Source organism: Streptomyces sp. NPDC048483 (assembly GCF_040651455.1).
GTDB lineage: Bacteria > Actinomycetota > Actinomycetes > Streptomycetales > Streptomycetaceae > Streptomyces.
On the sequence record NZ_JBEZJZ010000001.1, the window covers coordinates 1 to 23,298 of the forward strand.

Annotated in this window: 20 protein-coding genes and 6 pseudogenes; 14 read left to right on the forward strand and 12 right to left on the reverse strand. The window is 70.8% G+C overall.

Annotated elements, in window-relative coordinates:
- The first annotated feature begins 315 nt into the window (after positions 1-315).
- The 3 genes from AB0D04_RS00005 to AB0D04_RS00015 all read left to right on the forward strand — a co-directional run bounded on the left by AB0D04_RS00005 (position 316) and on the right by AB0D04_RS00015 (position 2,540).
- Positions 316-531: a GNAT family N-acetyltransferase gene (locus AB0D04_RS00005; protein WP_362697662.1), complete on the forward strand. Its 216-nt coding sequence runs from the start codon at positions 316-318 to the stop codon at positions 529-531.
- Positions 532-682: 151 nt separating this feature from the next.
- Entirely contained in the window at positions 683-2,041 is a 1,359-nt protein-coding gene (locus AB0D04_RS00010) for a DUF2786 domain-containing protein (RefSeq protein ID WP_362697136.1), read from the forward strand.
- Between the two features lie 205 nt (positions 2,042-2,246).
- On the forward strand, positions 2,247-2,540 hold the full coding sequence (locus AB0D04_RS00015) for a DUF5958 family protein (protein ID WP_362697139.1): 294 nt from the start codon (positions 2,247-2,249) through the stop codon (positions 2,538-2,540).
- On the opposite strand, the pseudogene AB0D04_RS00020 reads toward AB0D04_RS00015, so the two are convergent.
- From AB0D04_RS00020 to AB0D04_RS00035, 4 genes and pseudogenes are all read right to left on the reverse strand, one after another.
- Positions 2,541-2,651, reverse strand: a pseudogene (locus AB0D04_RS00020) (peptide-methionine (S)-S-oxide reductase); the annotation flags it as partial.
- A pseudogene (locus tag AB0D04_RS00025) lies at positions 2,646-3,133 on the reverse strand (nucleotide disphospho-sugar-binding domain-containing protein); the annotation flags it as partial. The pseudogenes AB0D04_RS00025 and AB0D04_RS00020, both read right to left, overlap by 6 nt.
- Positions 3,134-3,143: 10 nt before the next feature.
- Positions 3,144-3,221, reverse strand: a pseudogene (locus AB0D04_RS00030) (peptide-methionine (S)-S-oxide reductase); the annotation flags it as partial.
- Positions 3,222-3,244: 23 nt separating this feature from the next.
- Positions 3,245-3,451 carry a hypothetical protein gene (locus AB0D04_RS00035; RefSeq protein WP_362697142.1) on the reverse strand — a complete coding sequence of 69 codons (207 nt, stop codon included), beginning with the start codon at positions 3,449-3,451 and terminating at the stop codon, positions 3,245-3,247.
- Between the two features lie 230 nt (positions 3,452-3,681).
- Here AB0D04_RS00035 and AB0D04_RS00040 point away from each other — a divergent pair, with 230 nt between their 5' ends.
- Positions 3,682-5,079 carry a HEAT repeat domain-containing protein gene (locus AB0D04_RS00040; protein WP_362697145.1) on the forward strand — a complete coding sequence of 466 codons (1,398 nt, stop codon included), beginning with the start codon at positions 3,682-3,684 and terminating at the stop codon, positions 5,077-5,079.
- A 236-nt stretch (positions 5,080-5,315) separates the two neighbouring features.
- Here the strand turns inward: AB0D04_RS00040 and msrA are convergent, their stop codons facing one another.
- Both msrA and AB0D04_RS00050 read right to left on the reverse strand, forming a co-directional pair.
- The gene (gene msrA, locus AB0D04_RS00045) at positions 5,316-5,981 is read right to left on the reverse strand and encodes a peptide-methionine (S)-S-oxide reductase MsrA (RefSeq protein WP_362697665.1); all 666 of its coding nucleotides are present in this window, start codon (positions 5,979-5,981) and stop codon (positions 5,316-5,318) included.
- 154 nt (positions 5,982-6,135) lie between these two features.
- Positions 6,136-7,275, reverse strand: coding sequence for a hypothetical protein (locus AB0D04_RS00050; protein ID WP_362697148.1), 1,140 nt, complete (start codon positions 7,273-7,275; stop codon positions 6,136-6,138).
- A 208-nt stretch (positions 7,276-7,483) separates the two neighbouring features.
- Here AB0D04_RS00050 and AB0D04_RS00055 point away from each other — a divergent pair, with 208 nt between their 5' ends.
- Entirely contained in the window at positions 7,484-8,644 is a 1,161-nt protein-coding gene (locus AB0D04_RS00055; protein WP_362697151.1) for a cystathionine gamma-synthase, read from the forward strand.
- A 680-nt stretch (positions 8,645-9,324) separates the two neighbouring features.
- On the opposite strand, the gene AB0D04_RS00060 is transcribed toward AB0D04_RS00055, so the two are convergent.
- Positions 9,325-9,825 (reverse strand): MarR family transcriptional regulator, encoded by a 501-nt coding sequence (locus tag AB0D04_RS00060; RefSeq protein ID WP_362697154.1) that lies wholly within the window; start codon positions 9,823-9,825, stop codon positions 9,325-9,327.
- Between the two features lie 189 nt (positions 9,826-10,014).
- Between AB0D04_RS00060 and ilvA the strand changes: the two genes are divergently transcribed.
- From ilvA to AB0D04_RS00080, 4 genes and pseudogenes are all read left to right on the forward strand, one after another.
- The gene (ilvA, locus tag AB0D04_RS00065) at positions 10,015-11,316 is read left to right on the forward strand and encodes a threonine ammonia-lyase (RefSeq protein WP_362697157.1); all 1,302 of its coding nucleotides are present in this window, start codon (positions 10,015-10,017) and stop codon (positions 11,314-11,316) included.
- Positions 11,317-11,798: 482 nt separating this feature from the next.
- Entirely contained in the window at positions 11,799-12,929 is a 1,131-nt protein-coding gene (locus AB0D04_RS00070) for an ATP-binding cassette domain-containing protein (protein ID WP_362697160.1), read from the forward strand.
- Between the two features lie 106 nt (positions 12,930-13,035).
- A complete protein-coding gene (locus AB0D04_RS00075) occupies positions 13,036-13,842 on the forward strand; it encodes an ABC transporter permease (protein WP_362697163.1) in 807 nt (268 codons plus the stop codon).
- 97 nt (positions 13,843-13,939) lie between these two features.
- Positions 13,940-14,056: pseudogene (locus AB0D04_RS00080) on the forward strand (pentapeptide repeat-containing protein); the annotation flags it as partial.
- A gap of 96 nt (positions 14,057-14,152) precedes the next feature.
- On the opposite strand, the pseudogene AB0D04_RS00085 reads toward AB0D04_RS00080, so the two are convergent.
- The 3 genes and pseudogenes from AB0D04_RS00085 to AB0D04_RS00095 form a co-directional block, all read right to left on the reverse strand.
- Positions 14,153-14,405: pseudogene (locus AB0D04_RS00085) on the reverse strand (hypothetical protein); the annotation flags it as partial.
- Between the two features lie 296 nt (positions 14,406-14,701).
- Positions 14,702-15,199, reverse strand: a complete 498-nt coding sequence (gene greA / locus AB0D04_RS00090) for a transcription elongation factor GreA (protein WP_362697165.1) — start codon at positions 15,197-15,199, stop codon at positions 14,702-14,704.
- Positions 15,200-15,435: 236 nt separating this feature from the next.
- Positions 15,436-15,846: a DUF4307 domain-containing protein gene (locus AB0D04_RS00095; protein ID WP_362697167.1), complete on the reverse strand. Its 411-nt coding sequence runs from the start codon at positions 15,844-15,846 to the stop codon at positions 15,436-15,438.
- 167 nt (positions 15,847-16,013) lie between these two features.
- On the opposite strand from AB0D04_RS00095, the gene mca reads away from it, so the two are divergent.
- Together mca and AB0D04_RS00105 are read left to right on the forward strand one after the other, a co-directional pair.
- Positions 16,014-16,886, forward strand: a complete 873-nt coding sequence (gene mca / locus AB0D04_RS00100) for a mycothiol conjugate amidase Mca (protein WP_362697170.1) — start codon at positions 16,014-16,016, stop codon at positions 16,884-16,886.
- Between the two features lie 4 nt (positions 16,887-16,890).
- Positions 16,891-17,136, forward strand: a complete 246-nt coding sequence (locus AB0D04_RS00105; protein ID WP_362697173.1) for a hypothetical protein — start codon at positions 16,891-16,893, stop codon at positions 17,134-17,136.
- 178 nt (positions 17,137-17,314) lie between these two features.
- On the opposite strand, the gene AB0D04_RS00110 is transcribed toward AB0D04_RS00105, so the two are convergent.
- Positions 17,315-20,587, reverse strand: a complete 3,273-nt coding sequence (locus AB0D04_RS00110; RefSeq protein ID WP_362697176.1) for a tetratricopeptide repeat protein — start codon at positions 20,585-20,587, stop codon at positions 17,315-17,317.
- Between the two features lie 246 nt (positions 20,588-20,833).
- Between AB0D04_RS00110 and AB0D04_RS00115 the strand changes: the two are divergent.
- Positions 20,834-20,938: pseudogene (locus tag AB0D04_RS00115) on the forward strand (DUF255 domain-containing protein); the annotation flags it as partial.
- Between the two features lie 50 nt (positions 20,939-20,988).
- Complete coding sequence (locus AB0D04_RS00120; protein ID WP_362697179.1) at positions 20,989-21,540, forward strand: NDP-hexose 2,3-dehydratase family protein; 552 nt, start codon at positions 20,989-20,991, stop codon at positions 21,538-21,540.
- Here AB0D04_RS00120 and AB0D04_RS00125 read toward each other — a convergent pair.
- Positions 21,527-21,889 carry a glyoxalase gene (locus tag AB0D04_RS00125; RefSeq protein WP_362697182.1) on the reverse strand — a complete coding sequence of 121 codons (363 nt, stop codon included), beginning with the start codon at positions 21,887-21,889 and terminating at the stop codon, positions 21,527-21,529. The genes AB0D04_RS00120 and AB0D04_RS00125 overlap by 14 nt on opposite strands.
- Positions 21,890-22,302: 413 nt before the next feature.
- Between AB0D04_RS00125 and AB0D04_RS00130 the strand changes: the two genes are divergently transcribed.
- Positions 22,303-23,298, forward strand: a complete 996-nt coding sequence (locus AB0D04_RS00130; protein ID WP_362697185.1) for a methyltransferase — start codon at positions 22,303-22,305, stop codon at positions 23,296-23,298.

Here is a 23,298-nt window from a genome sequence, read left to right on the forward strand (position 1 = left end):
GCACCACCGCCCGGCTACCGCTTCGCCGCCTGGACCGTCCCCCAAGCTCTTAAGGAGCAGGGCGATACCCCCCATCGTCCCCGATGCCCACGCCGCCGGGTTCGCCCGCGCGCACGACGCCATGGAGGACGCACCGGCCGGCGACCTGGACCTGGCGCACGACCCCTGGAAACCCCGAACGCGTCCGCGCCGCCGCCCGAGTCGTCCTCGACCGCGGCGGCGTCCTGCTGACCGTGGCCGCCCTCGCCGAGGCCGACGGCACCCTCGCCGCCTCCACCGAACTCCTCCTGCCCACCCCCGGCATCCGTACGCGCCCTGCGGTACGACACCGTTGTCCTCCCCGGGCACCGCGGCCACGGCCTGGGCCGGGCCGTCAAGCTCCGGACGCTGGAACGGCTGCGCGCGAAACGGCCGGGCGTACGCGAGATCACGACGACGGTCGCCGACGAGAACCGCCCGATGCGGGTGGTCAATGCGGCCCTCGGCTATCGGGCAGAGGGCGGGCCGGGTCTGTATCAGGTGCGGTGGTGAGGGCTGCCCTCGACGGGTGCCTGCGCGCCCGAAGGAGCTGTCGATGGTGGCTCGGGGGCCCGGCCCGGTCCTCCGGCCCCTCGGGGACCGGGGCGCCGGCCGCCCTGCCTCCGGGGAGCGGTAGCGGGCCACCCGTCCGTACCCTGACCAGGTGACGGAGCACGGCAGAAGCACAAGCGGCGGGGACGGCAGAAGAGGCGGGACCGGCGGGACCGGCGGGCGGAGGGGCCGGTCCGGGCGGGCGCCGTCGGAGGCCGAGGAGCTGGTCGGCGGCGTACTCGGCAGCGTCCGCTACGCGGCGGACGGCGCGGCGGCCGAGGATGCCGTCGAGGCGGGTGCCTCGATGCTGGCCGCGGCGCCCGCCGGCTGGGAGGCGGTGAGCGCGGCGGTCGTCGCGGCCGCCGCGGACGGCGTGGCGCAGTGCTGGGCGGGCGGCTGGCAGCCCGCCGACCTGGAGCGCTACGTACGGCGCGAGGCCGCCGACGCGCCCCTGGTGGCGCTGGTCGTGGACGCGATAGCGGCCGAGGCGGCGCGCCACCCGGCGGCCAGGACCCCGCGCGGCACCCGCTGGACCGAACAGCTGCGGCGGCTGGGCGCCGAGGTCTGGTGGGAGTCCGGCCCCGGCTACCTCGACGCCCTGGCCGCGCGCCGCCGCACCACCCGCTTCGAGACCGCCTACGCCGTCCTCATGGCCCTGCGCGCCCTCGCCAGGGTTCCGCGCATCACCCCGCTGCCGGCCCCGCCCACGGCGCCCGCCCGCAAGGCCCACAGCGCGGCCGCCTCCCGCGCCCTCGGACGCATCCGCGGCCTGCTCGCCAAGGCCGAGGCGACGAACTTCGCGGAGGAGGCGGAGGCGCTGTCCGCCAAGGCCCAGGAGCTGATGGCCCGGCACAGCATCGACGAGGCCCTCCTGGACAGCGGCTCCCCGGAAGGAGCGACGGACGGCCCCTCGGCGATCCGCATCGGCATCGAGGGCCCGTACGAACAGGCCAAGGCGCTCCTCCTGGACGCCGTCGCGGCCGCCAACCGCTGCCAGGCCGTCTGGGCCGCCGACATCGGCTTCTCCACCCTCATCGGCTTCGAAGCCGACCTGGAGGCCACCGAGCTCCTCTACACCTCCCTCCTCCTCCAGGCCACCACCGCGATGCACCGCGCGGCCGACGCCCTCCCGCAAGCTCTCAAGGAGCAGGCCGGTGCCCCCGTCGCCCGCGGCCGCTCCCGCCGCACCCGCGACTTCCGCCAGACCTTCCTCATCGCCTACGCGGACCGCATCCGCACCCGCCTCACCGAGGCCACCGAAGCCGCCACCACGGCCGCCACATCCGAGTCCCCCCACACGGCCCCCGACCTCCTCCCGGTCCTCGCCGCCCGCGAACTCGCCGTCGAGGAAACCACCGCCACCCTCTTCCCGGACACCGCCCCGGTCCGCCTGCGGGGCGTACGCGACGCCGACGGCTGGCACGCGGGGCGCGCGGCGGCGGACCGGGCGCGGTTGGGGGAGGGTGAGTGAGGGGCCTGAGGGCGGCTGAGGGTGCCTGAGGGGAAGCGGCCGAAGGCAGGCGGCCGGGGCGCCAGGGAGCCGCTCGAGCAGCGAGAAGGAAGCCGTCCATGCGTGAACATGAACTCATCCTCAACGAGCTTGCTCAGGGACTCCGCCCCATGGCAGAGGCGTCGCATGGTTCGCCGGCCTGCCGGAGGAAGAGCAACGCCGCGCCGTGCATGCGCTGCAGCTGTTCTGCCACCAGGCCCATCCCGTCAAGGAGGATGCGGCGGAGAGCATTGCGCGTTCGGGCATACGGCCCACGCACACGCCGGCCGTCATGCTCACCAAGTGGCGACTCGGTATGGCCCAACTTCCCGCGTACGAGCTTCCCAAGGCGTTCCGGCTGCTGACCGCCCTGCTGGCGATCGCCGACACCCGACGGCGCGATCGCTACTGCGCCGACGGGTGTGGTCGCGAATGGCATCAGCTGGCGGCCCGCCCGGACACGGGACCCGCCGCTACATGATCAGCTGTCGGCGGGCGCCGCACCGATCGGGCAGGAAACCCCCGTCCCCCCGATCCCGCAGTACCCCGCCGGATTCTTGTCGAGGTGCTGCTGGTGCCTTTATTCAGCGGGCAATTCGGCCTCGATGAGGTCAACCGCCCGCCGGGTGCCGCCCTCGGTAGCCATCTCACGTTGGATGGCCGTGAGGCGGCGTCCCACTTCCGGGTCGGCGACGAGCGCGAGCACCGCCGCGCGGAGGGTGGCGGCGTCCGCCTGGTCCATCGGGAGGTGGCGGGCCACGCCGAGTCCCTGGAGCATGTCCGCGTTGCCGAACTGGTCGGCGGCCTGCGGGACGGCCACCATGGACGTGGCGGTGGCCAGGCCCTCCTGGCTGCCTCCTGCGCCGGCGTGCGTGATGAAGGCGTCGGCCTTCCTCAGGATCGCCAATGCGGTATCCAGTGGTGCACTTCGACGTTCCCGGGGACCTCCCCGAGCTCGTCGGCGGTGATGTGCTTACCCACCTGGAGCACGACGTGCCAGCCCGGCAGGTCGCCGAACGCCTTGACGCACTCGCGGTAGAAACCGGGCTGCTTGGTGAAGGACGAGGGGAGAGTCGCTGCATGATCAGCCTTCGGCGGGCACCACGCCAATGGGGCAGGAAACGCCGGTGCCGCCCAGTCCGCAGCACCCGTTCGGGTTTTTGCTGCGGGAAGGTACTGCCGGTGTCACTCGTCTCGATCGTCATTGAGAGACAGGGCGCGACGGTGGCGCAGGCGTCGGAGGCACCGGCCGGCGGCAGCGATGACAAGGGCCGCGGCCAGGGCGCCGAGGAACTCGGGTACCGCGGCCAGGAGGAGAGCCTCTGCGGCCTCCCGCAGGCCGGGCGCGGCCAGCACGTCGACGTGGCGATCAGAGACGGTGTGCACGGTCATTCTCTCCTTCACGGAATACCCAACATTCCTCTGGGCGGTGCGAGGTGAGGTGACAATGGACCGTGGGGAGTTGGTCCTCGAGTGTTCATGGGACCGACCGGGACCGGCTGGGACAGGCGGCAGCGTGTCCGCAGCTCGAAGCGTGCGTCGTACTTGTGATGCCGGCGCTGCCCCTGGGACGTAGTGGCCATTTCGGGGACATGGTCCCGGAGAGAAGGAGAGGGGCGGGGGTGCAGGTCACGCACAGCCCGGCAAGCCGTGAGGACGATCCGCGGCGAGATTTTGCGGAGTTTCTTCAGTACCAGGCCCGTCAGAGTGGCTTGAAGGTACGGGACATCGCCGAGCGCTTCGATCAGGAAGCCCGGAAAGAAGAGGAAGCGGTCGCGAGTGCCCCCGGCAGCAGGCCGGAGCATCCCGTCCGTGAGATGGCATTCTCCAAGTCGCACATCGACCGTCTGTTCAAAGCCCAGGCCTTGCCCAGCCCACCCTGGCCGTTCACCCTCCAGTTTCTGAGGATCACCAGCCGAGCTGCCGGCTTGTCCCTCGAGGAGCATCAAAAGCGCTGTGCGGAGGCACGTTCCTTGCTCCAGGCACTGGCCGCCTCATCCGCGACTCAAGCCGCGCCTGGTCCTGCCTCGTCATCCGATCCGCCTCGGGACAGCCCCAGCGAGGCTGTTGCCGCTCTGCGACTAGAAGTGGAACTGGAGCGCGCACGCCACAGCGAAACCAGGCTTTGCCACGCCCTGAGAGACGCCCAGTTCCTCGTGACAACTCTGTGGCGGATCATCAGCGCCTTGAGAGACATCATTTGCAGCCATGACGCCCTCCTCGCCCAGGCCCACCACGGCTACGCCGGCCCAGTGAAGCTTGACCGCTTGCGTGACGAGTCTCGACAGGCGCTCACCCATAAGCACACTGCCCAGGAGGAAGCCAACCGCGCCGCCGCCCGCATCCGCACTCTTGAGGCGGCTTGGGACCAGGCCCGCGCTGACGTAAACCGCCTGTCCCTCCACCCCGGTGCTGCTGACCTCACGCCCTTCTCCTCCGACTCCGCGCCCCCTCAGCCGTTACTCCCTCAAGATCTTCTTGCCCAGCCCACCCTCGACGACATAGCCGCCGCCCTGCACACGGCCCAAGTCCTCAACACTCAGGAAGAACAAACAGTCCGCGACCTGCAGCGAAGCTTCACCTCGTCCAGCGCTCTCCAGCCGGATGACGAACTCGCCGTCCTGCTGGCAGCAACCCGGCTCCCCAGTAACCCCAGGCCCCGGCAAGCTGCCGCGGAAGCGCTGGCGAAGGGGTGGCCTGGCGACAGCGATGCCCGCGACGCCCTGCTCCGCCTCACCCGGGACATTGACTACCTTGTCCGGCTGGCCGCCACGATGTGGCTGCCTCGTGGGTGGCCGGGCGATTCGGAAGCGCGCGACGCCCTTCTCCGGCTCACCAGCGACGACTACCAGGTCATCCGGCGGGCAGCCGCGGAAGGGCTGGCGCGTGGGTGGCCCGGCGATTCCGAAGCGCGCGACACCCTTCTCCGCCTCACCGGCGACAACGTCAAGGAAGTCCGACTATCTGCCACGTTGGGGCTGGCGAAGGGGTGGCCCGATGCCATGAGCACGCGACGGTAGACGCTCAGTGACAGCCTTTCAGGCACCCTCCAGCACAGTCCAACGAGGCCTCACTCATCCTTCGTGAGGGTCAACTGGCGGCGGCTCCACACGGACGCATCGACCCCGCAGTACCCAATCGGCCGGCGCCGGCGAAGAGCTCAACCAGGACCGTGTTGGTGCGGCCCAGGACCACGGTGTATTCGTCCTCGGTCTCCGGGAAGCGCTTCGAGCCGGGCAGGCGTCGAGAGAAAGGCTCATTCGCCGGCCGGAGCCACACCGATCGGGCAGGAAACCCCCGTCCCCCCGATCCCGCAGTACCCCGCCGGATTCTTGTCGAGGTACTGCTGGTGATACCCCTCGGCCGGATAGAAGGGCCGTCCGTCGGCGGGGAGGATTTCGGTGGTGATGTCGCCGTAGCCGGAGTTCTGGAGGACGGTGCGGAAGGCGTCGCGGGAGCCCTCGGCGGCGGCCTGCTGGGCGGGGGAGTGGGTGTAGATCGCGGAGCGGTACTGGGTGCCCGCGTCGTTGCCCTGGCGGAAGCCCTGGGTGGGGTCGTGGGATTCCCAGAAGAGCTTCAGGAGGGCCGTGTACGGGACGACGGCGGGGTCGTGGACGACGCGGACGGCCTCGGTGTGGCCGGTGTGGCCGCTGCAGACCTCGTCGTAGGTGGGGTTCGGGGTGTGGCCGCCCTGGTAGCCGACGAGGGTGGTCCAGACGCCGTCCGCCTGCCAGAACTTGCGCTCGGCACCCCAGAAGCAGCCCAGGCCGAAGTCGGCGGTCTCCAGGCCCTCCGGGTACGGGCCGAGCAGCGGGTTGCCGAGGACGGTGTGCCGCTCGGGGACGGTGAAGTCCCGCTCGGGGCGGCCCTTGAGCGCTTCCTCGGGGGTGGGGAGGTGGGTCTTGAAGCGGGAGAACAGCATCAGGATCAGGCTCCAGAGGAAGGGGAGGGGCAGGGGGAAGGTGAGGCGGACGGACACGGGCGCGGCCTATTGGGCAACGCCTGGCGGTGCGCCCGCATTCCGTGCAGGCCGCGGCTGTCCCGCGTACCCCATCGGGCGGACGCCCCGGCCACCCTCACCGCCCCTCCGGCGGAAAGCCCGCCGACGTGCCGCCCAGTTGTTCCCAGCCCGCGATGGCCAGGGCGCGGTAGGCGGCGTACTCGGCGGCGGGGCTGCGGCCGTAGGACCACGGGACGGCGCCCACATGGCCGTCGACGAGGCGGAGCTGGTCCATGGCCTCGGCGTAGCGCTCGGCGCGGACCAGGAACCAGACCAGGAGATGGCGGACGTGCGGGGCCATCGGATGGTCGGCGGGGGCCTGCCCCAGCGCGAAGTGGGCGCCCTCGATGGCCCGCTCGACGACCGCGCTCTGGTAGAGGCTGCGGACCATGTTGGCCTCGGGGAGGTGCTCGTACACCGCGAAGAGGGGGAGGGCGGGCAGGAGACTGTCCGCGGGCGCCCCGGCCGCCGCGCGCTCCGCGAATGCCTCGGCCTCCTTACGGGTCCCGTGCCACTTCTCCGACCAGTACGGGAGCGCCGCGAGATGCGCGCCCATGTGGTGCGGGGCCCGCTGGGCGACCTTGGACCACAGCTCTTCGTAGTCGGCGGGGCGGTCCTGCAGGCCGCGGGCCACGGCCAGCTCGGTGATGTACGGGATCGGGCTGCCGGGTGCCAGCAGCGCCGCCTCCTGGCAGACCGTACGGGCCTCCTCCAGGATCATGCGGAAGTCCTGGGAGCCGGGCTCACGCAGTGCCTGGAGGACCAGGAACTGGGCATGGGTCTGGGCGCCGCCAGGGTCCTTGGGGGACTCCAGACGCCAGGTGCGCAGCCAGAGGCCGCCGGTCCGCTGCCCGGCGCCGTGCGAGGCGTCCGCCGCGCCCCCCTGGGCCAGCTCGAACGCGGCCGAGCCGGCCAGCGTCTGGACCCGCTGCCAGCGCAGCTCCCAGTTGTCCCCGGTGGACTTCAGCAGCTCGGCCGCAGGGCGCCAGTCGTGGGTACGCCGTATCGCGGCCAGCGCCTCGTCCAGATCCTGGTCGGGGCCCGGCAGGCGGACGTCGAGTTCGTTGAGCGGCACAAAGCCGTAGCCCGCCATCGGGTCGGTGGCCACCACCAGACCCTGCTGGGCCTGCTGGACGGCCCGCCGGCGTCGCATCCAGGGCAGGAAGACGAGACCGCCGAGAGCGGTCGCGGCGAGGAGCAGGAGCAGAGCGTCCATGTGGTGTGTCCCGGTCGGAGGGAAGAGGAGGAGAGGAGAGGAGAGGAGAGGGGGCTGGGTCGGGGTGAGGGGGCTGGTTCGGGCGAGGGAGCTGGTTCGGGCGAGGGGCGAGTGCGTGCGTCGGATGGAGCTGTCTTATGTATTCACTATCCAGCGAACCAGAAAGTTCCGGAAAGCGGGGTTGCGCGGCCGACTACCCTCGGCAGGCATGAGCGAACAGCGCGAACAGCGCCATCAGCATTTCGAAACCCGCGCCATCCACGCAGGTCAGGAGCCTGACCAGGCCACTGGTGCAGTGGTGCCGCCCATCTACCAGGTGTCCACTTACAAGCAGGACGGCGTGGGCGGGCTGCGCGGCGGCTATGAGTACAGCCGCAGCGCCAATCCGACCCGTACCGCCCTCGAGGAGAATCTCGCCGCCCTGGACGGCGGCCGCCGCGGCCTCGCCTTCGCCTCCGGCCTCGCCGCCGAGGACTGCCTGCTGCGCACCCTGCTGACCCCCGGCGACCATGTCGTCATCCCCAATGACGCCTATGGCGGAACGTTCCGCCTCTTCGCGAAGGTCGTCGAGCGGTGGGGCGTGGAGTGGTCGGTGGCCGACACCTCCGACCCGCAGGCCGTACGCGACGCCCTGCGGCCCCGTACGAAGGCGATCTGGGTGGAGACGCCCAGCAACCCACTGCTCGGCATCAGCGACATCGCGGCGCTGGCCGGCATCGCCCGGGAAGCGGGCGCCAAGCTCGTCGTCGACAACACCTTCGCCAGCCCCTACCTCCAGCAGCCGCTCGCCCTGGGCGCGGATGTGGTGGTCTATTCGACGACCAAGTACATGGGCGGCCACTCCGATGTCGTGGGCGGCGCGCTGGTCGTCAACGACGACACCCTCGGCGAGGAACTCGCCTACCACCAGAACGCGATGGGCGCGATCGCCGGGCCCTTCGACGCCTGGCTGGTGATGCGCGGCATCAAGACCCTGGCCGTACGGATGGACCGGCACAGCGCCAACGCGGCCCGCGTCGCGGAGCTGCTGGCCTCCCACAACAAGGTCACCCGGGTCTACTACCCGGGACTGGCCGAGCACCCGGGCCACGAGACCGCCGCCAAGCAGATGCGGTCCTTCGGCGGGATGGTGTCCTTCCAGGTGGCGGGCGGCGAGCAGGCGGCCGTGGAGGTCTGCAACCGGGCGCAGCTGTTCACCCTCGGGGAGTCGCTGGGCGGCGTGGAGTCGCTGATCGAGCACCCGGGGCGGATGACGCACGCCTCGACGGCCGGTTCCGCGCTGGAGGTCCCCGCCGACCTCGTACGGCTGTCGGTCGGCATCGAGTCCGTCGATGATCTGCTGGCGGACCTCACGCAGGCCCTCGGCTGACACGAGGCCGTTTGCGGTCCCGCCGACCCTCTCGTCGACAGTCCCGCCGACAGTCCTGTTGGCGGGACTGTTCGGCAGCCCGCCGGCGGTCCCGGTCCCGGTGGCGGTCCGGTCGAGCGGTTCACCACCCTGCGCCGGAGGGGTGGTGTGGGCCGGCGGCGGCAGCCAGGGCTGATCCCTCGCCCACGTCAGCGGCGCCGTCAGCGCGAGGAGGGCGAGCAGCCGGCCGATCCGGCGCAGGAGGCGGCGCCGGGCCAGGAGCCGGCAGCCGCGGGCGGTGGCCCGTACGGCCAGATCGGGCGGTCAAGGGGCGCGGCAGGGGGCGTACGGATACGGGGCCACCAGGCGTCCGTCACGGGGCGGTCCGACGGCGTCCGCTACGGGACCCCGCCGGGAGTGGCGAGCACGGCGCGCGGGCGGAGCATCAGGCGGCGTCGCGGACGGCAGAGAGGTAGAGAGACGCCCGGCCGCTCGGGAGGCGCGGCAGCGAGATGTGAGCTGTGAGCCGCGAGACGTGAGCCGCGAGCCGTGAGAATCGGCAGGCCAGTGCAGGGGCGGGGGCCGTCGGCGTCAGCCGGCACAGCAGGTCGGGGGCCCCATCGGGGGCGCGGCGGACGGCAGGCAGGCAGGCGAGACGCCCGCCCGGCCCCGGCCTCGCCGGGCCGTCCCACCGCCGCCCGTCAGGACTCCGGCCCCGCCGGCGACAACGACGAGGTGAGCGTGGCGAGGGAGGTGTTGAAGCGGGTGAGCAGCGTGCAGAACGCGTCGCGGTCGTCCTGGGACCAGTCCTCCGTCACCAGGGCCATCAGTGCGCGGCGCGAGGCGCGGACCTCCTCCAGGCGGGTGTGGCCGCGCTCGGACAGCTGGAGCACCACCGCCCGGCCGTCCTCGGGGTGGGTGGCGCGGCTGACCAGCCCGGCGTCCACCAGAGGGGCCACCTGACGGGTGACCGTGGAGGAGTCGATACCCATCCCGGCGGCCAGGGCCTTGACGCCCATCGGGCCCTCCTGGTCGAGGCGGTTGAGCAGCAGGTAGGCGGCGCGGTCCATGGAGTTGCGCGCCTGCCCGACGCCACCGAGCCGGCTCTGTTCGGCGCGGCGGGCGAAGACGGCCACTTGGTGCTGCAGCGCGTCGAGGAGAGCGGTGTCGGGGTGGGTCGTCATGTCCGAAGAGGTGGGCATGGCCGGGAGCTCGCTTCATGGAGGTGCGTATGGATGGGAGGACAGCGTACGCGGACCCTGCGCGGACGGTACCGACCCAGTCGTTCCGATAACAGGCCGTGAGGTGGCCGAGACCGTTCCGCGCCGTACGGGCGATCTCGCCATCCGGTCGAAAAGGCCCGGGACCGCCCGAACTGCGAAACTGACGGCATGGCCGATCACACGCCTCGCACGCCGCACGAGTCCCCCGCAGCAGCGCTCGCCGCCGACGCCGCGATCACCGAGGACCCGCTCGCAGAGGACCCGATTGCCGCAATTACGGTCGATGACGTACGCGAGGCGCACAAGCTCCTCTCCGGCGTCTCCCGCGCCACCCCTCTGGAGGGCAGCCGCTATCTCTCCGGGCTGGTCGGCTCCCCCGTCCACCTCAAGTGCGAGAACCTCCAGCGCACCGGCTCCTTCAAGATCCGCGGCGCGTATGTACGGATCGCCGGGCTCTCCCCGCAGGAGCGGGCGGCCGGTGTCGTGGCGGCCAGCGCCGGCAACCACGCACAGGGCGTCGCGCTGGCGGCGTCCCTGCTGGGGGTGCGCTCGACGGTGTTCATGCCGGCCGGCGCACCGCTGCCCAAGGTCGCCGCGACCCGCGAGTACGGAGCCGAGGTACGGCTGCACGGCCAGGTCGTGGACGAGACGCTGGCCGCCGCCCAGGAATACGCGAAGGAGACCGGTGCGGTCTTCATCCACCCCTTCGACCACCGCGACATCATCGCGGGCCAGGGCACGCTCGGCCTGGAGATCCTCGAGCAGTGCCCGGAAGTGCGCACCATCATCGTCGGGATCGGCGGCGGCGGGCTGGCGGCCGGCGTCGCGCTGGCGGTCAAGGCGCTGCGGCCGGACGTGAAGGTCATCGGGGTGCAGGCGGCGGGCGCGGCCTGCTATCCGCCGTCGCTGGAGGCCGGGCACCCGGTGGCCGTCGAGACGCTGACCACGATGGCGGACGGGATCAAGGTCGGGCGGCCCGGTGATGTCCCGTTCCGGATCGTCCATGAGCTGGTGGACGAGGTCCGTACGGTCTCCGAGGACGAGCTCTCCAGCGCGCTGCTGCTGTGCCTGGAGCGGGCGAAGCAGGTGGTGGAGCCGGCCGGGGCGAGCCCGGTGGCGGCGCTGCTCTCGCATCCGGAGACGTTCGAGGGGCCGATCGTCGCGGTGCTGTCCGGCGGCAACGTCGACCCCCTGCTGATGCAGCGCGTCCTGCGGCACGGCATGGCCGCCGCCGGCCGCTATCTCTCTCTCCGGCTGCGCCTGACGGACCGGCCCGGCGCGCTGGCGACCCTGCTGGGCGTGCTGTCCGCGGCCGACGCCAACGTCCTGGACGTGGGCCACGTACGGCTCGACCCCCGACTCGGGCTGACCGAGGTGGAGGTGGAGATCCAGGTGGAGACCAAGGGGCCGGAGCACTGCGCCGAACTGGAAGCGGCGCTGCGCGAGGCCGGGTACTTCGTCATCACGTAACTACCGGCCGCTGGGGTCCGACGCGCGGCGTCGCGGGAGAACCGCGGCGCCGCACGCGTGTTTCCGCACGGACGGGCCGCCGGTATGGACGAGCGGGTACGGCCGGGCCGGTACGGAGAAGCGCGCACCGGCGGGCTGGTGCGCATGCCGGGCGAGTGCGCCAGGCCGGACGGGTGCCCATGCCGGGCGAGTGCGCCGGCCCGGAGGTACGAAATCGGTTGTGCGACACCAGGTGTCCAACACAGGATGCCGACGCCGGATGTGCCGCGCCGGATGCGACGTACGAAAAACCGACAACTTGTATCGCGATGTATCGCGTCTGGCGTACAGTCCTCGTGCCGGGCCGCCGTTCCACCATGGCGACCCACCACGGACAAACGCGCACAGAACGCGTAGATGCGGAGCAAACGCCCGCAAGGCGTGCAATGTCCCTCAAACGTAATATTCGACCTGGACCTCACCCAAGCCATGGGAGTACCCACATGCCAGGCGCCATTTACGCCGAAGGTCTGGTGAAAACATTCGGTGACGTGCGGGCTCTGGACGGCGTCGATCTCGACGTACCCGAAGGAACCGTGCTGGGAATGCTCGGCCCGAACGGCGCCGGCAAGACCACCGCCGTACGGGTCCTGACGACCCTGCTCCAACCCGACCGCGGCAAGGCCGAGGTCGCCGGGATCGACGTCCTCGCCCACCCCGACCGGGTGCGCCGCGCCATCGGGCTGTCCGGCCAGTTCGCCGCCGTGGACGAGTACTTGACCGGCCGCGAGAACCTCATGATGGTCGGGCAGCTCTACCAGATGAGCGGCCACGACGCGAAGCGGCGGGCCGGCGAGCTGCTGGAGCGCTTCCACCTCTCCGACGCCGCCGACCGCACCGCAAAGACCTACTCCGGCGGGATGCGCCGCCGGCTCGACCTCGCCGCTGCGCTGGTCGTCAGCCCGCCCGTGATGTTCATGGACGAGCCGACCACCGGCCTGGACCCGCGCAACCGCCAGCAGCTGTGGGACGTCATCCAGGAGCTCGTCGCGGGCGGCACGACCCTGCTGCTCACCACGCAGTACCTGGAGGAGGCCGATCGCCTCGCCCACGACATCTGCGTCGTCGACCACGGCAAGGTCATCGCCCGTGGCACCTCCGACCAGCTCAAGGCCCGCACCGGCGGCGAGCGCGTCGAGGTGGTGGTGCATGCGCCCGAGCACATCTCCGTCACCGAGGAGGTCCTGCGCCGCTTCGGCAAGGGCGAGGGCACCGTCGAACCGCACACCCGCAAGATCACGGTCCCGGTGGCCGGCGGCGCCAAGCTGCTCGCCGAGATCATCCGCGAACTGGACACCCGCGGCGTGGAGATCGACGACATCGGCCTGCGCCGCCCGACCCTCGACGACGTCTTCATCTCACTGACCGGGCACGCCGCCGAGACCACGGACGGGGCCTCGGACGGGGCCTCGGACGGGGGCGACGCGGACGGGACCACGCGCGGGGGCGCGGAGAACGGCAGGGGCGGCGCCGGAGGGCGTCGGAAGAAGGGCCGGAAGGGCGCCGCGACGGGCGAACCGGCCGCCGTACGGGAGCCGGCCCGCGAGACGGCCGACAAGGAGGGCGTGAAGTGACGACGGCGACAGAAACGGCCCCGGTCCGCACCCCGCAGCCACGCGGCGGCATCAGCCGGTCCGTACGCGACTCCCTGGACGTGAGCGGGCCGGAGGTGCAGGCGAAGTGAGCACCATGAGCGATTCCCTGGTCCTTGCCCGACGGAACCTGATTCGCATGAGCAGGATTCCCGAGATTGTTCTTTTTGGGCTTATTCAGCCGGTCATGTTCGTGGTGCTGTTCACGTACGTCTTCGGCGGCTCCATCAGCATCGGCGGCTCCACCGATCCGAAGCTCTACAAAGAGTTCCTGATGGCGGGCATCTTCGCGCAGACCGTCACCTTCGCCACGGCGGGTGCCGGCGCGGGCATCGCCGACGACATGCACAAGGGCCTCATCGACCGGTTCCGGTCGCTGCCCATGTCGCGCGGTGCGGTGCTCACCGGACGGACCCTCGCCGACCTGGTGCAGAGCGCGCTGACCCTCGTGGTGCTCGCGGGCGTCGCCCTGCTCGTCGGCTGGCGGGCCCACGAGAACATCGCCAAGGTGATCTGTGGCTTCCTGCTGCTGCTCCTGCTCGGCTACGCATTCTCGTGGATCGGCGCGCTCATCGGCCTGACGGTGCGGACACCGGAGGCCGCCACGTCCGGCGGGCTGATCTGGTTGTTCCCGCTGACGTTCATCTCGAACGCCTTCGTGCCGGTCATCGGCATGCCGACGTTCCTCCAGCACATCGCGGAGTGGAACCCCTTCAGCGCTACGGTGGCGGGCGCCCGTGAGCTGTTCGGGAACACGATGCCGAAGGTGCCGAAGTCGGTCACCGGCGCCTGGCCGATGGAGCACCCGGTGATCGCGTCGATCCTGTGGTCGGTGCTGATCGTGGTGGTCTTCCGCACGCTTGCGGTCCGCAAGTACCGCCGGGCGGCCGGTTGAGGTTTCAGCCCGCCGAGGCCGCAACTCGTTGATGCTTCACCAGCCCTCGGGCAGCGAGGCCCCCACCCTCTCGGGTGGGGGCCGCTTCATGTCTGGGGGTGCGGCCGCGGTGGACATCGCGCGGGGGATCGACCGGCTGTCGGGCGAGGTGATCGGTCCGGCTCAACTGAGGGACCTGGCACCGGCGTTCGCGGCGCAGACAGGGGTGCGGGTGGGGGATGAAGAGGAGTATGGGTGGAGGGAGACGTATGGGTGGAGGGAGACGTATGGGCGCTGTGAGGCGTGCGATGGCGTGAAGGGCGAGAGGAACGAGGCCGGTGAGGTCGGCGATCAGGTCGTGCAGGAAGTCGCGGGCCTCGCGGCGTAGTGCGGTGTACGGAGCGCCGGGCCTCGCCCAGCGACTGGCGGGCCGGCGCCTGGGCGCGGTCCAGGTGCTCGCGATCGGCGATGTAGGCATCGCCGCAGAAGAGGTCGTGCCGCAGGGCGTGCACATCCGCGGTCCGGTAGTCCGTCTGTGGGGGATCAGGGAAGCGGCCGGACAAGGAATAGCCGAGATCGATCACCTATTGATCGATCACATAGTGATGGCGTCATGCCGGTGCGGTGGTTCATCGCCCGCACCCGTCGTACCCAGGGCCGTCGACAGCGATCAAAGGGCGGCCTACGCGGCCGAGGCCAGGAGTGGCCACGGCGACGGGCTCGGCAATTCCTCTTACGGCAACGATTACGGAGAGTTATTAGTTCCCACGTGCTGTCACCCACGGTTGTGGACCCGGATCCCCGGTACACACGGCGAAGCGGCCCGGAGCGCTCCTCAGGCTCCGGGCCGCTTCATGCCCTGTTTGCTGCCGCGGGCGGCTCAGGCGTTGTACGGCTTGGCCTCGAGGATCTTCACGGAGGCCTTCTTGCCGTTCGGGAGCTCGTACTCCGCGGTGTCGCCGATCTTCTTGCCGTTCACGCCCCTGCCCAGCGGCGACTGCGGGGAGTAGGTCTCGATGTCCGAGCTCGCGTACTCCCGCGAGGCCAGCAGGAACTCGAGCGTGTCGTCCGGGTCTCCGTCGAACGCGATGGTGACGACCATGCCGGGAGCAACGACGCCGGTCGCGGCGGGGGCCTCGCCGACCTTCGCGGTCTGCAGCAGCTGGGTCAGCTGGCGGACGCGAAGCTCCTGCTTGCCCTGCTCTTCCTTGGCCGCGTGGTACCCGGCGTTCTCCTTCAGGTCACCTTCCTCGCGGGCTGCCGCGATCTTCTCGGTGATCTCGGCGCGTGCGGGACCAGACAGGTGCTCCAGCTCGGCCTTGAGCTGGTCATACGCCTCCTGGGTAAGCCAGGTGACGTTCTCGCTGGTCTGGGTCACAGGTGCTCCTCGTCGGTACTGGGGATAAATCAAACGCCCTACCAGGAAGGTTTGCGCCTTCACAGGTGGGCGAAACCACGAGCCTAACAATTCCGGCACAAAACGGGGAGGGGGAATTCCACAGGGAACGCACAGTGACGCATCGTCGCTGCTCAGCGGCGTTCACCCGGCGCGACACCCGGCCCCGTGTGCCGGGCATGCCGGATAGGTGACGCGGGCGCCGGGTGGTGCCGCTGTCAGTTGCCGCCGGCAGCCCGGCAGCCGACCAGTACGGCGTTGGTCGCCCGCTTGGTCGTGCGCAGCGTGACCTCGGTGTTCACCTGGTCCGTGTGCTGGTCGACGGTGACGTCCTTGCGGCCCACCTCGGAGCCGTCCGCGGCCTGCGAGCGGAGCGTACACACGCCCGTGTCGTCCTTGTCCTTGATCACCTCAAGGTGCACCGTGACGGCGCTGTCGGACACCGCGTCCCAGGTGATGATGCGGCCGCTGAGATCTTCCCCGGCGATGTACGAGGCGCCGGCCCAGCCGACCACCCCGAGGAGCGCGACGCCCAGCACCGCGCCGATGATCTTGAGCTTGCGGTCCGCGCCCTGGTCCGCGGAGCGGCCGTAGCGTCCGTCCGGGAGTCCGTCGCGCACCGTCGTCATGACCATTCCTCCTGCGTACGGGGACCTGTACGGGGATCTGGGGCCCCGGAGCCCTGACGGCTCTGCATCCCAGGGGTCGGTCCAGGGAATACAGCGCCCCTCGCTTCGGTCACTATAGGAGGCAACTTCTTGAGCCTGGCACCCAGCCTTTCACTGAGGATCGAGTCTTGACTGAGCAGCTGCGTTTGATGGCGGTCCACGCCCACCCCGACGACGAGTCGAGCAAGGGTGCGGCCACCATGGCCAAGTACGTGTCCGAGGGGGTGGACGTGCTGGTCGCCACCTGCACAGGAGGCGAGCGAGGTTCCATCCTCAACCCCAAGCTCCAGGGCGACCCGTACATCGAGGAGCACATCCACGAGGTGCGGAAGAAGGAAATGGACGAGGCCCGGGAGATCCTGGGCGTCAAGCAGGAGTGGCTGGGCTTTGTCGACTCCGGGCTGCCCGAGGGCGACCCGCTGCCGCCGCTGCCCGAGGGCTGCTTTGCGCTGCAGGACGTCGAAGAGGCCGCGGCGCCCCTGGTGAAGCTGATCCGCGAGTTCAAGCCGCAGGTCATCACGACCTACGACGAGAACGGCGGCTACCCGCACCCGGACCACATCATGACCCACAAGATCACGATGGTGGCCTTCGAGGCGGCCGGTGACCCGGAGAAGTACCCGGAGGCCGGCGAGCCCTGGCAGCCCCAGAAGCTCTACTACAACCAGGGCTTCAACAAGCCGCGCACCATCGCGCTGCACGAGGCGCTGCTGGAGCGGGGCATGGATTCGCCGTACGGCGAGTGGCTGGAGCGCTGGAAGCAGTTCGAGCAGCGCGAGCGCACGCTGACCACCTACATCCCGTGCGCCGACTTCTTCGAGATCCGGGACAAGGCGCTGATCGCGCACGCCACCCAGATCGACCCCGATGGCGGCTGGTTCCGGGTCCCGATGGACATCCAGCGCGAGGTCTGGCCGACGGAAGAGTACGAGCTCGCGAAGTCGCTCGTGGACACTTCCCTCCCCGAGGACGACCTCTTCGCGGGCATCCGCAACAATTGACCCCATGATGAGCGCGACCAGCACCCTCGCCCTGACGCACTTCGTCACCCTTGCCGACACCTTCGACAAGAACAAAGTGACCCCCGGCGTCCTCGGCTTCCTCGTCTTCGCGGTCATCGGCGGCGCCGTGTGGCTGCTGATGAAGTCCATGAACAAGCACATGAGGAAGGTCGACTTCGAGGAGGCCCCGGAGGAGGGCGCGGCGGCTGCCTCCGCCACTCCGACGGTTCCCAAGCCGAAAACCGGCTGAACCGGCGGAGACCGGCTGCGGACCTTTCGGGGACGCCGCAGACCGGGGCGGCCGATGGACCGGGTGACGGTCGTTGGCCGGCCGATGGGTTACGGCCGGCTGACCGGCCCGGCGGCTCGCTGATCCAAGCGGTCAGCGAGCCGTACCGGCGCGGCCGTCGCCGGGCCGCGACCCGGCGTCAGTCGGCGGTGGCCGGTGCGACGGCTATGCCCATGACCTCGCGCGCATGGCGGCTCGGCAGCATGCCGAGCCGCCACGCCTGCCACCCCGTTTCCGGCTCCACCCCGCGCTCCAGCAGCAGCGCATACGCCTCCGCGCACTCCGTCAGCTTTGCGTCGCGCGCCGCATGCTCCTCCCGTACGAGCTGCGCCAGCTCTTCCTGCGCCACGGCCGAGCCCACCACGGAGCCGCCCGGCGAGGCGAACGGCAGCAGTGTGCAGCGCAGGAAGCGGGCCCAGTCCTCGCCGCGCCGGTCGCCGTAACCGGCGAATGTCCGCGCCGCCTCGTCGGCCAGCTCCAGCGCCTGTGCCGCCCGGCCGTTGCCCGCGTCGATGATCACCAGCTCCAGGCACGACCAGGCCTCGCCGTGCGGCACCCCGATCCGCTGGAAGTCCTTGCGGGCGTCCTGCAACAGCTGCCGGGCGAAGCCGCTGTTGCGCAGCGAACCCGTCTGGGCGGCCCGTAGATCCCGGGTGACCCGCCCCGAATGGTGCCGGGCGCACGCCAGGCCGTAGCCGTCCTGCACCCGGCTGAACATCGTCCGCGACCGCTCCAGCTGCCGCAGCGCCGCGTCCAGCTCGCCCTGCTCCTCCAGCGCCTGGCCCAGGTAGTACATCGTCCAGGCCTCACCGCGGGCGTCCTCGTGCCGCTGGTGCAGCGACAGCGCCTGCCGCAGCCGGTCGGCGGCCGGATCCGGATCACCGTCCACCAGCCTGGCCCGCGCCAGCTGGGTCATCGCCCAGGCCTCGCCGCGCTCGTCCTGCGTCCGCCCGTAGAGCTCCATCGCGGCGTGCAGCGCCTCTTCCGCCCGCGGCACCTCGCCCATCCGCAGATACACCTGGCCGAGCTGGAAGTGCGCCCACGCCTGGCCGTGCACGCTCTCGCTCTCCTCGTGCAGCTCCAGCGCCTCACGGAGCAGGGCGAGGGCCTCGGCGATCCCCGCCCGGTCCCGCTCGACGGCGGCCAGCGCATGCAGCGTCCAGGCCCGGTCACCGTGCATATCGGGCCCGGACTGCATCTCCAGTGCCTCCCGCAGCTTCGCTGCGGCCTCGGCCAGATTGCCCTGCTGCTGGAGGGTGATGCCCAGATCGCGCAGCGCACGGGCGGCGCCCGCCGGATGCTGCGCCTCGAAATACAGGTCCACCACCGACGACAGGGTCGTGCGCGCCTTGTCCAGCTCACCCAGCTGGCGGGCCGCGACACCCGTACGCCACTGCACCGAGCGCATCAGCAGGCCCTGGCCGACCGCCCGGGTCAGGTCGTTCAGCTCGCCGAGGCGGTAGAGGTCGCCGCGCAGCAGGCAGTAGTCGGCGAGTGCGCCCAGCAGATGCGAGACCGTCGCCTGGTCCACGTCCTGGTCGGCGTGGGCCAGCGCGGCCGTGATGAAGCTGGACTCGTCGTCCAGCCACTGCAGGGCCGCGTCCAGCGAGGTGAAGCCGTGCGATCCGAAGCGGTCGGCGCGCGTCGACGTACGGCCGTCGACCAGGCGGATGACCGAGTCGGCCAGCTCCGCATAGCCGCGGATCAGCCGCTCCTGGGCCGCGACACGTTCCTCCGGCGCCTCCTCGGCGGTCAGCCGGTCGTACGCGAAGCGGTGCACCAGGGTGTGCAGGCGGTACCGCTTGCCGCGCACATGCTCTATCAGCCCGGCCTCCGCCAGCGTCGTCAACTGCCGTTGCGCCTCCGCGTTTTCCACCCCCAGCAGCGCCGCCGCGGCCGCCGCGCCCAGGGACGCCCGGCCCACCAGGGCGAGCCGGCGCAGCAGCCGCCGGGCCGTCTCCGAGTGGTCGGCGTAGCGCAGCGACAGGGCCCGCTCCACCGGCGTCGCCGTGTCGTGCGATGCGAGATCCATGGCCAGCGCGGCCGGGGTGCGTGAGCCCAGCGAGGAGCCGGCCACGCGCAGCGCCAGCGGCAGTCCCGCGCACAGTTCCGAGATCGTCTCGATCGCCTGTGTGTCGTACGGACCCGCCTCGCCCGCGGTCTCCGCCGCGGCCGACTCCCGCAGCAGCTCCTCCGTGCCCGCCGCGTCCAGCGGCCCCACCGGCAGCTGATGCACCCAGGCCTGGAGGTCACCGGGTAGTTCCAGCGGCTCGCGGGAGGTGACCAGCACCAGGCTGTCGGAGCGGTCCGGCACCAGCGTGCGCACCTGCTCCGGATCCGAGGCGTCGTCCAGCAGGACCGTCACCGGAAGGCCCGCCACATGCTGCTGATAGAGCTCGGTCAGCCTCTTGATGTGCTGCTCCTGGGACGTCCGCTCGCGGAACAGCAGCTGCTCGCGGGGTGCGCCGAGCCGGTTGAGCAGATGCAGCAGGGCGTTGCGGGTGGGCAGCGGCATCTCTTGGGGGGTGTCGCCGCGCAGGTCCACCACACAGGCGCCACGGAACTGATCGCGCAGCTGGTGGGTCGCCCGCACCGCCAGCGCCGTGCGCCCCGAGCCCGGCTCGCCGTGCAGCACCACCACGGTCGGCTTGGTCTCCGTGCTCGCGCGGGCCGCGTGCACCCACTGTGCGATCTGCGTCAGCTCCGTGCGCCGCCCTGCGAACGGCCCGTCGGGGCGCGGCAGTTGGGAGAACGAATGCTCCAGTACGGACCGCTGCCGGGCCGCTGCGCTGCGGTCCCCGCCGCGCAGCTGCGGGCCCCGGGAGGCGGGTGTGGCGGCCGTCTTGGACCGCGTGCCGCTGCCGTGGGCCGCCGCCAGCATCCGCTGCTGATCCAGGAACGGCCGGATGCCCCGCACCTCCAGCGCCGTCAGCCACTGGAGCCGCAACTGCTCCGGGCCGCCGGGCTGGCCCCGCTTCCCCGCCTGCTCGTGTGCCGCCGGCAGATGCCCTGCCGCCAGCTTCACCACCGTGGCCGCGGCGCCCGCCACCACCACGGCGGCGCCGACGCCCAGCGCCGCGCCGGCGCCCGTGCCGTACGCGAGGTCCGTGCCGAAGGCCGCCACCGCCGCCACGGCCGTCGCCACCGCCGGGGTGCCCAGCTCCTTGCGCGACAGCCGCTCGGCCAGCGGGCGCTGCCCGGCCCCCGCCTCGTCCAGCGCCCGCACGTACGCGGTGTACTCCTCGGCCGCGCTGCCCGCGATGTCGTCCAGCGCCGCGCGCGCTCTGCCGAGCAGCGCGCCCGCGTCGAGCCTCCCGCCCGAACGCCGTGCCTCTTCCTCCACGGCCCGTGCCAACAGCTCGTCCGCCTCCGCTCTGTGCCCGTCACGCAGCACAGCCAGTGCCCCCGGCATGCGAATCCCCCTCCAGCAGTTGCAGCAGTTGCAGTAGTTCCAGCAGTTGCAGTGGTTCGAGCAGGTCCAGCAGTTCTGGTCGTCCCGAATGGTTCTGATGTGGCTTCGGCGTTGATCGTCGCCGTACGCACAGTGTTCCGTCTCCACCCGAATTCCGGCAGGGCTGTGGACAACCGGCCTGTGGACAACCGCGGACAACTCCCTGCGCTCCCGGCGCACCGCCCCGCCTTGGGAGAGGACGGACCCATGCCGAACCGCCTGGCTCATGAGACTTCCCCGTATCTGCTCCAGCACGCCGACAACCCGGTCGACTGGTGGCCGTGGTCCACCGACGCGTTCGAGGAAGCGAGACGACGCGGGGTCCCCGTGCTGCTCAGCGTCGGCTACAGCTCGTGCCACTGGTGCCACAGACACCCGTCATCGTGCTTGTCCGCCCCGTCGTCATCGCCCCGCAAACACGACGGTTCCGGCTGCTGCCGGGCTGGAGTGTCGATGCGCTGTGCTGGTCACAGCCGCTGCTGCGGCCGCACGGCCGGGCGTTGGCGGCGTTCCTGACCCGGCACATCGACGGGATACCGCACCTGCTGGCGCGCGCGTCGGCGGAGGGTGGGCTGCCGAACGGGATGGAGATCGGGCCGACCGTGCAGCACATTCCCGGCGACTGCGGGCGGCCCGGCCGGACGCCGTTGCTCGACCTGGTAGGGGACCCCGACCCCGCGATGATCCGATACGACGCGGTGCACTCGGACGAGGGCGGGCGGTTCCTGCACTCGGAGAGTCGGTACCTGGTCATCGAGACCGACGACGATCAGGTACCGCTGGATCCGCCACCCGGCTATCTGTGGCTGACGCCCGGCCAGTTGACCACCCTCGTCCAGCACCAGTCCTACGTCAACGTCCAGGCGCGGACGCTGCTGGCGTGCCTGACCCTGGGCGCGGTCACTCGGCCTTGAAGTGCGGGTTGAAGATGAGGCCGATCAGGTCGCCGACCGGGTTGCGCACGACCGCGACCTCGATGCCGCCGCCGACCTCGCGGCGTGGCGAGCGAGACGCGCAGCCCGCGGCGAGCAGCTGCTCCTCGGCGTCGGCCACGTCCGCCACACCCCAGTAGACGATCGGGCCTTCGTCGGCGTCGGCATCGGGGTCGAGCGCAAGCTCGTAGCCGCCGACGTCATATCCGACATAGAAGGGCTCGTCGAAGTAGGGCTCGAAACCGAGGACCGAGTTCCATGAGAGCTTGGCGGCGACCAGGTCGCGCGCCGGATAGACGACCGTTCGAAGACCCAGAAACTTTACACTCACCAGCAAACTCCTTCGATCGATTTAGCCGGCCAATATCCTGACCGGGCGCACGATAGCGCAAAACCTCTGAGGTTCGATACCGCCGGATGTAATAGGCATCGCCTCGCGACGGACGCTACCGGAGATCTCGACCGTGCCGGAAATCGACGTGATGGCGATCGCCGCAGGGCCGGCGTGCTGGAGATTTTGCCGTTCTGCAGAACCGGATCATTCAATTTCGGTAAGGCGCTGACCAGGAGCACCTTCCTACGGAAGGCCTTTCTGCGCCGGAGAGCAGGCATGCCGGAACGTCGGGCTGTGGGGCGATCGCCAGTCGATGTCCAATCTCTTGACATCGGTTTTTGCGTCCTAAAGACTCTCCCCGGAAGCTACGGGGGAGTACGGGGGAGGCTGACATTCACACTCTTGATGAGTTGATACGTGCCAGGAAGATCCTGGCCATGGTCGAGGCCGCAGACAAGCTGGGGCTGCTCACGGAACTCGCGCGACAACCTCTGACCCTGACCGATGTCGCCGGCCGCGCCGAGATTGACCGGGGTATGGCATATAAATTCCTCACCATTCTCGCATGGAATGGAATTCTCATGCGGAAGGGTGATCACTGGGCGCTCGATGGGGCCCTGCGCGCCGAGGTGGAGAGCGGGGCGCTGCCCCTGCTGCGCATCGAGGGGTGGGCCACGCGAGACCATCTGAACGCCTTTGGGATCGTTGCCGCGCTGCGCGGGCACCGTAGCCCGCCGGAGATCGACAACCACTACGTGGGTGCGCTGGCCGAGGCCATGCTGCGCGGCGCGCGTGCCAGCGCCCCGCACCTGGCGCGGCTGCCGCTGTGGCGCGACCGCGCCCACCTGGCCGACCTGGCGGGCGGCACCGGCGGCTACGCCATCCTGCTGTGCCGGATGTACCCGCATCTCCGGGCGACGGTGTACGACCGCCCGGAGATGCTGGAGCACACCGCCCGTGCGGTAGCGGACGCCAGGCTGGACGACCGGATCGCGCTGGAACCGTGGGAGCTGCGCGGCGACCCCGTCCCGGCGGGGCACGACTGCGCGCTTCTGTCACATGTCCTGCACCTGCTCGACGCCTCGGCACGGGTAGGGCTGCTGGGCCGGGTCCGGGCGGCGCTGGCGGAAGGCGACCCGGTCGTGGTGCACGACTTCATGCCCGGTACAGCACCGGGCACGCCTTCGCCGGAGGAGGCCGCCTCCGCGATCGACTGGCTTGCGAACGGCTCGGGCTTCCTGCCGGACCTGGACGAGCTCGGCGCGGAGTTGGCAACCGCACAGATCTCCGTGCGCAGCGTCACGCCGCTCGCCGCCACGCGCACGACCGTTGTGTCCGCCGCCTGCACGCGCGGCCTCCCGGACCGCCATTCGAGTCTGAACGGCTCTGTGGAACGGAAGTCCTGA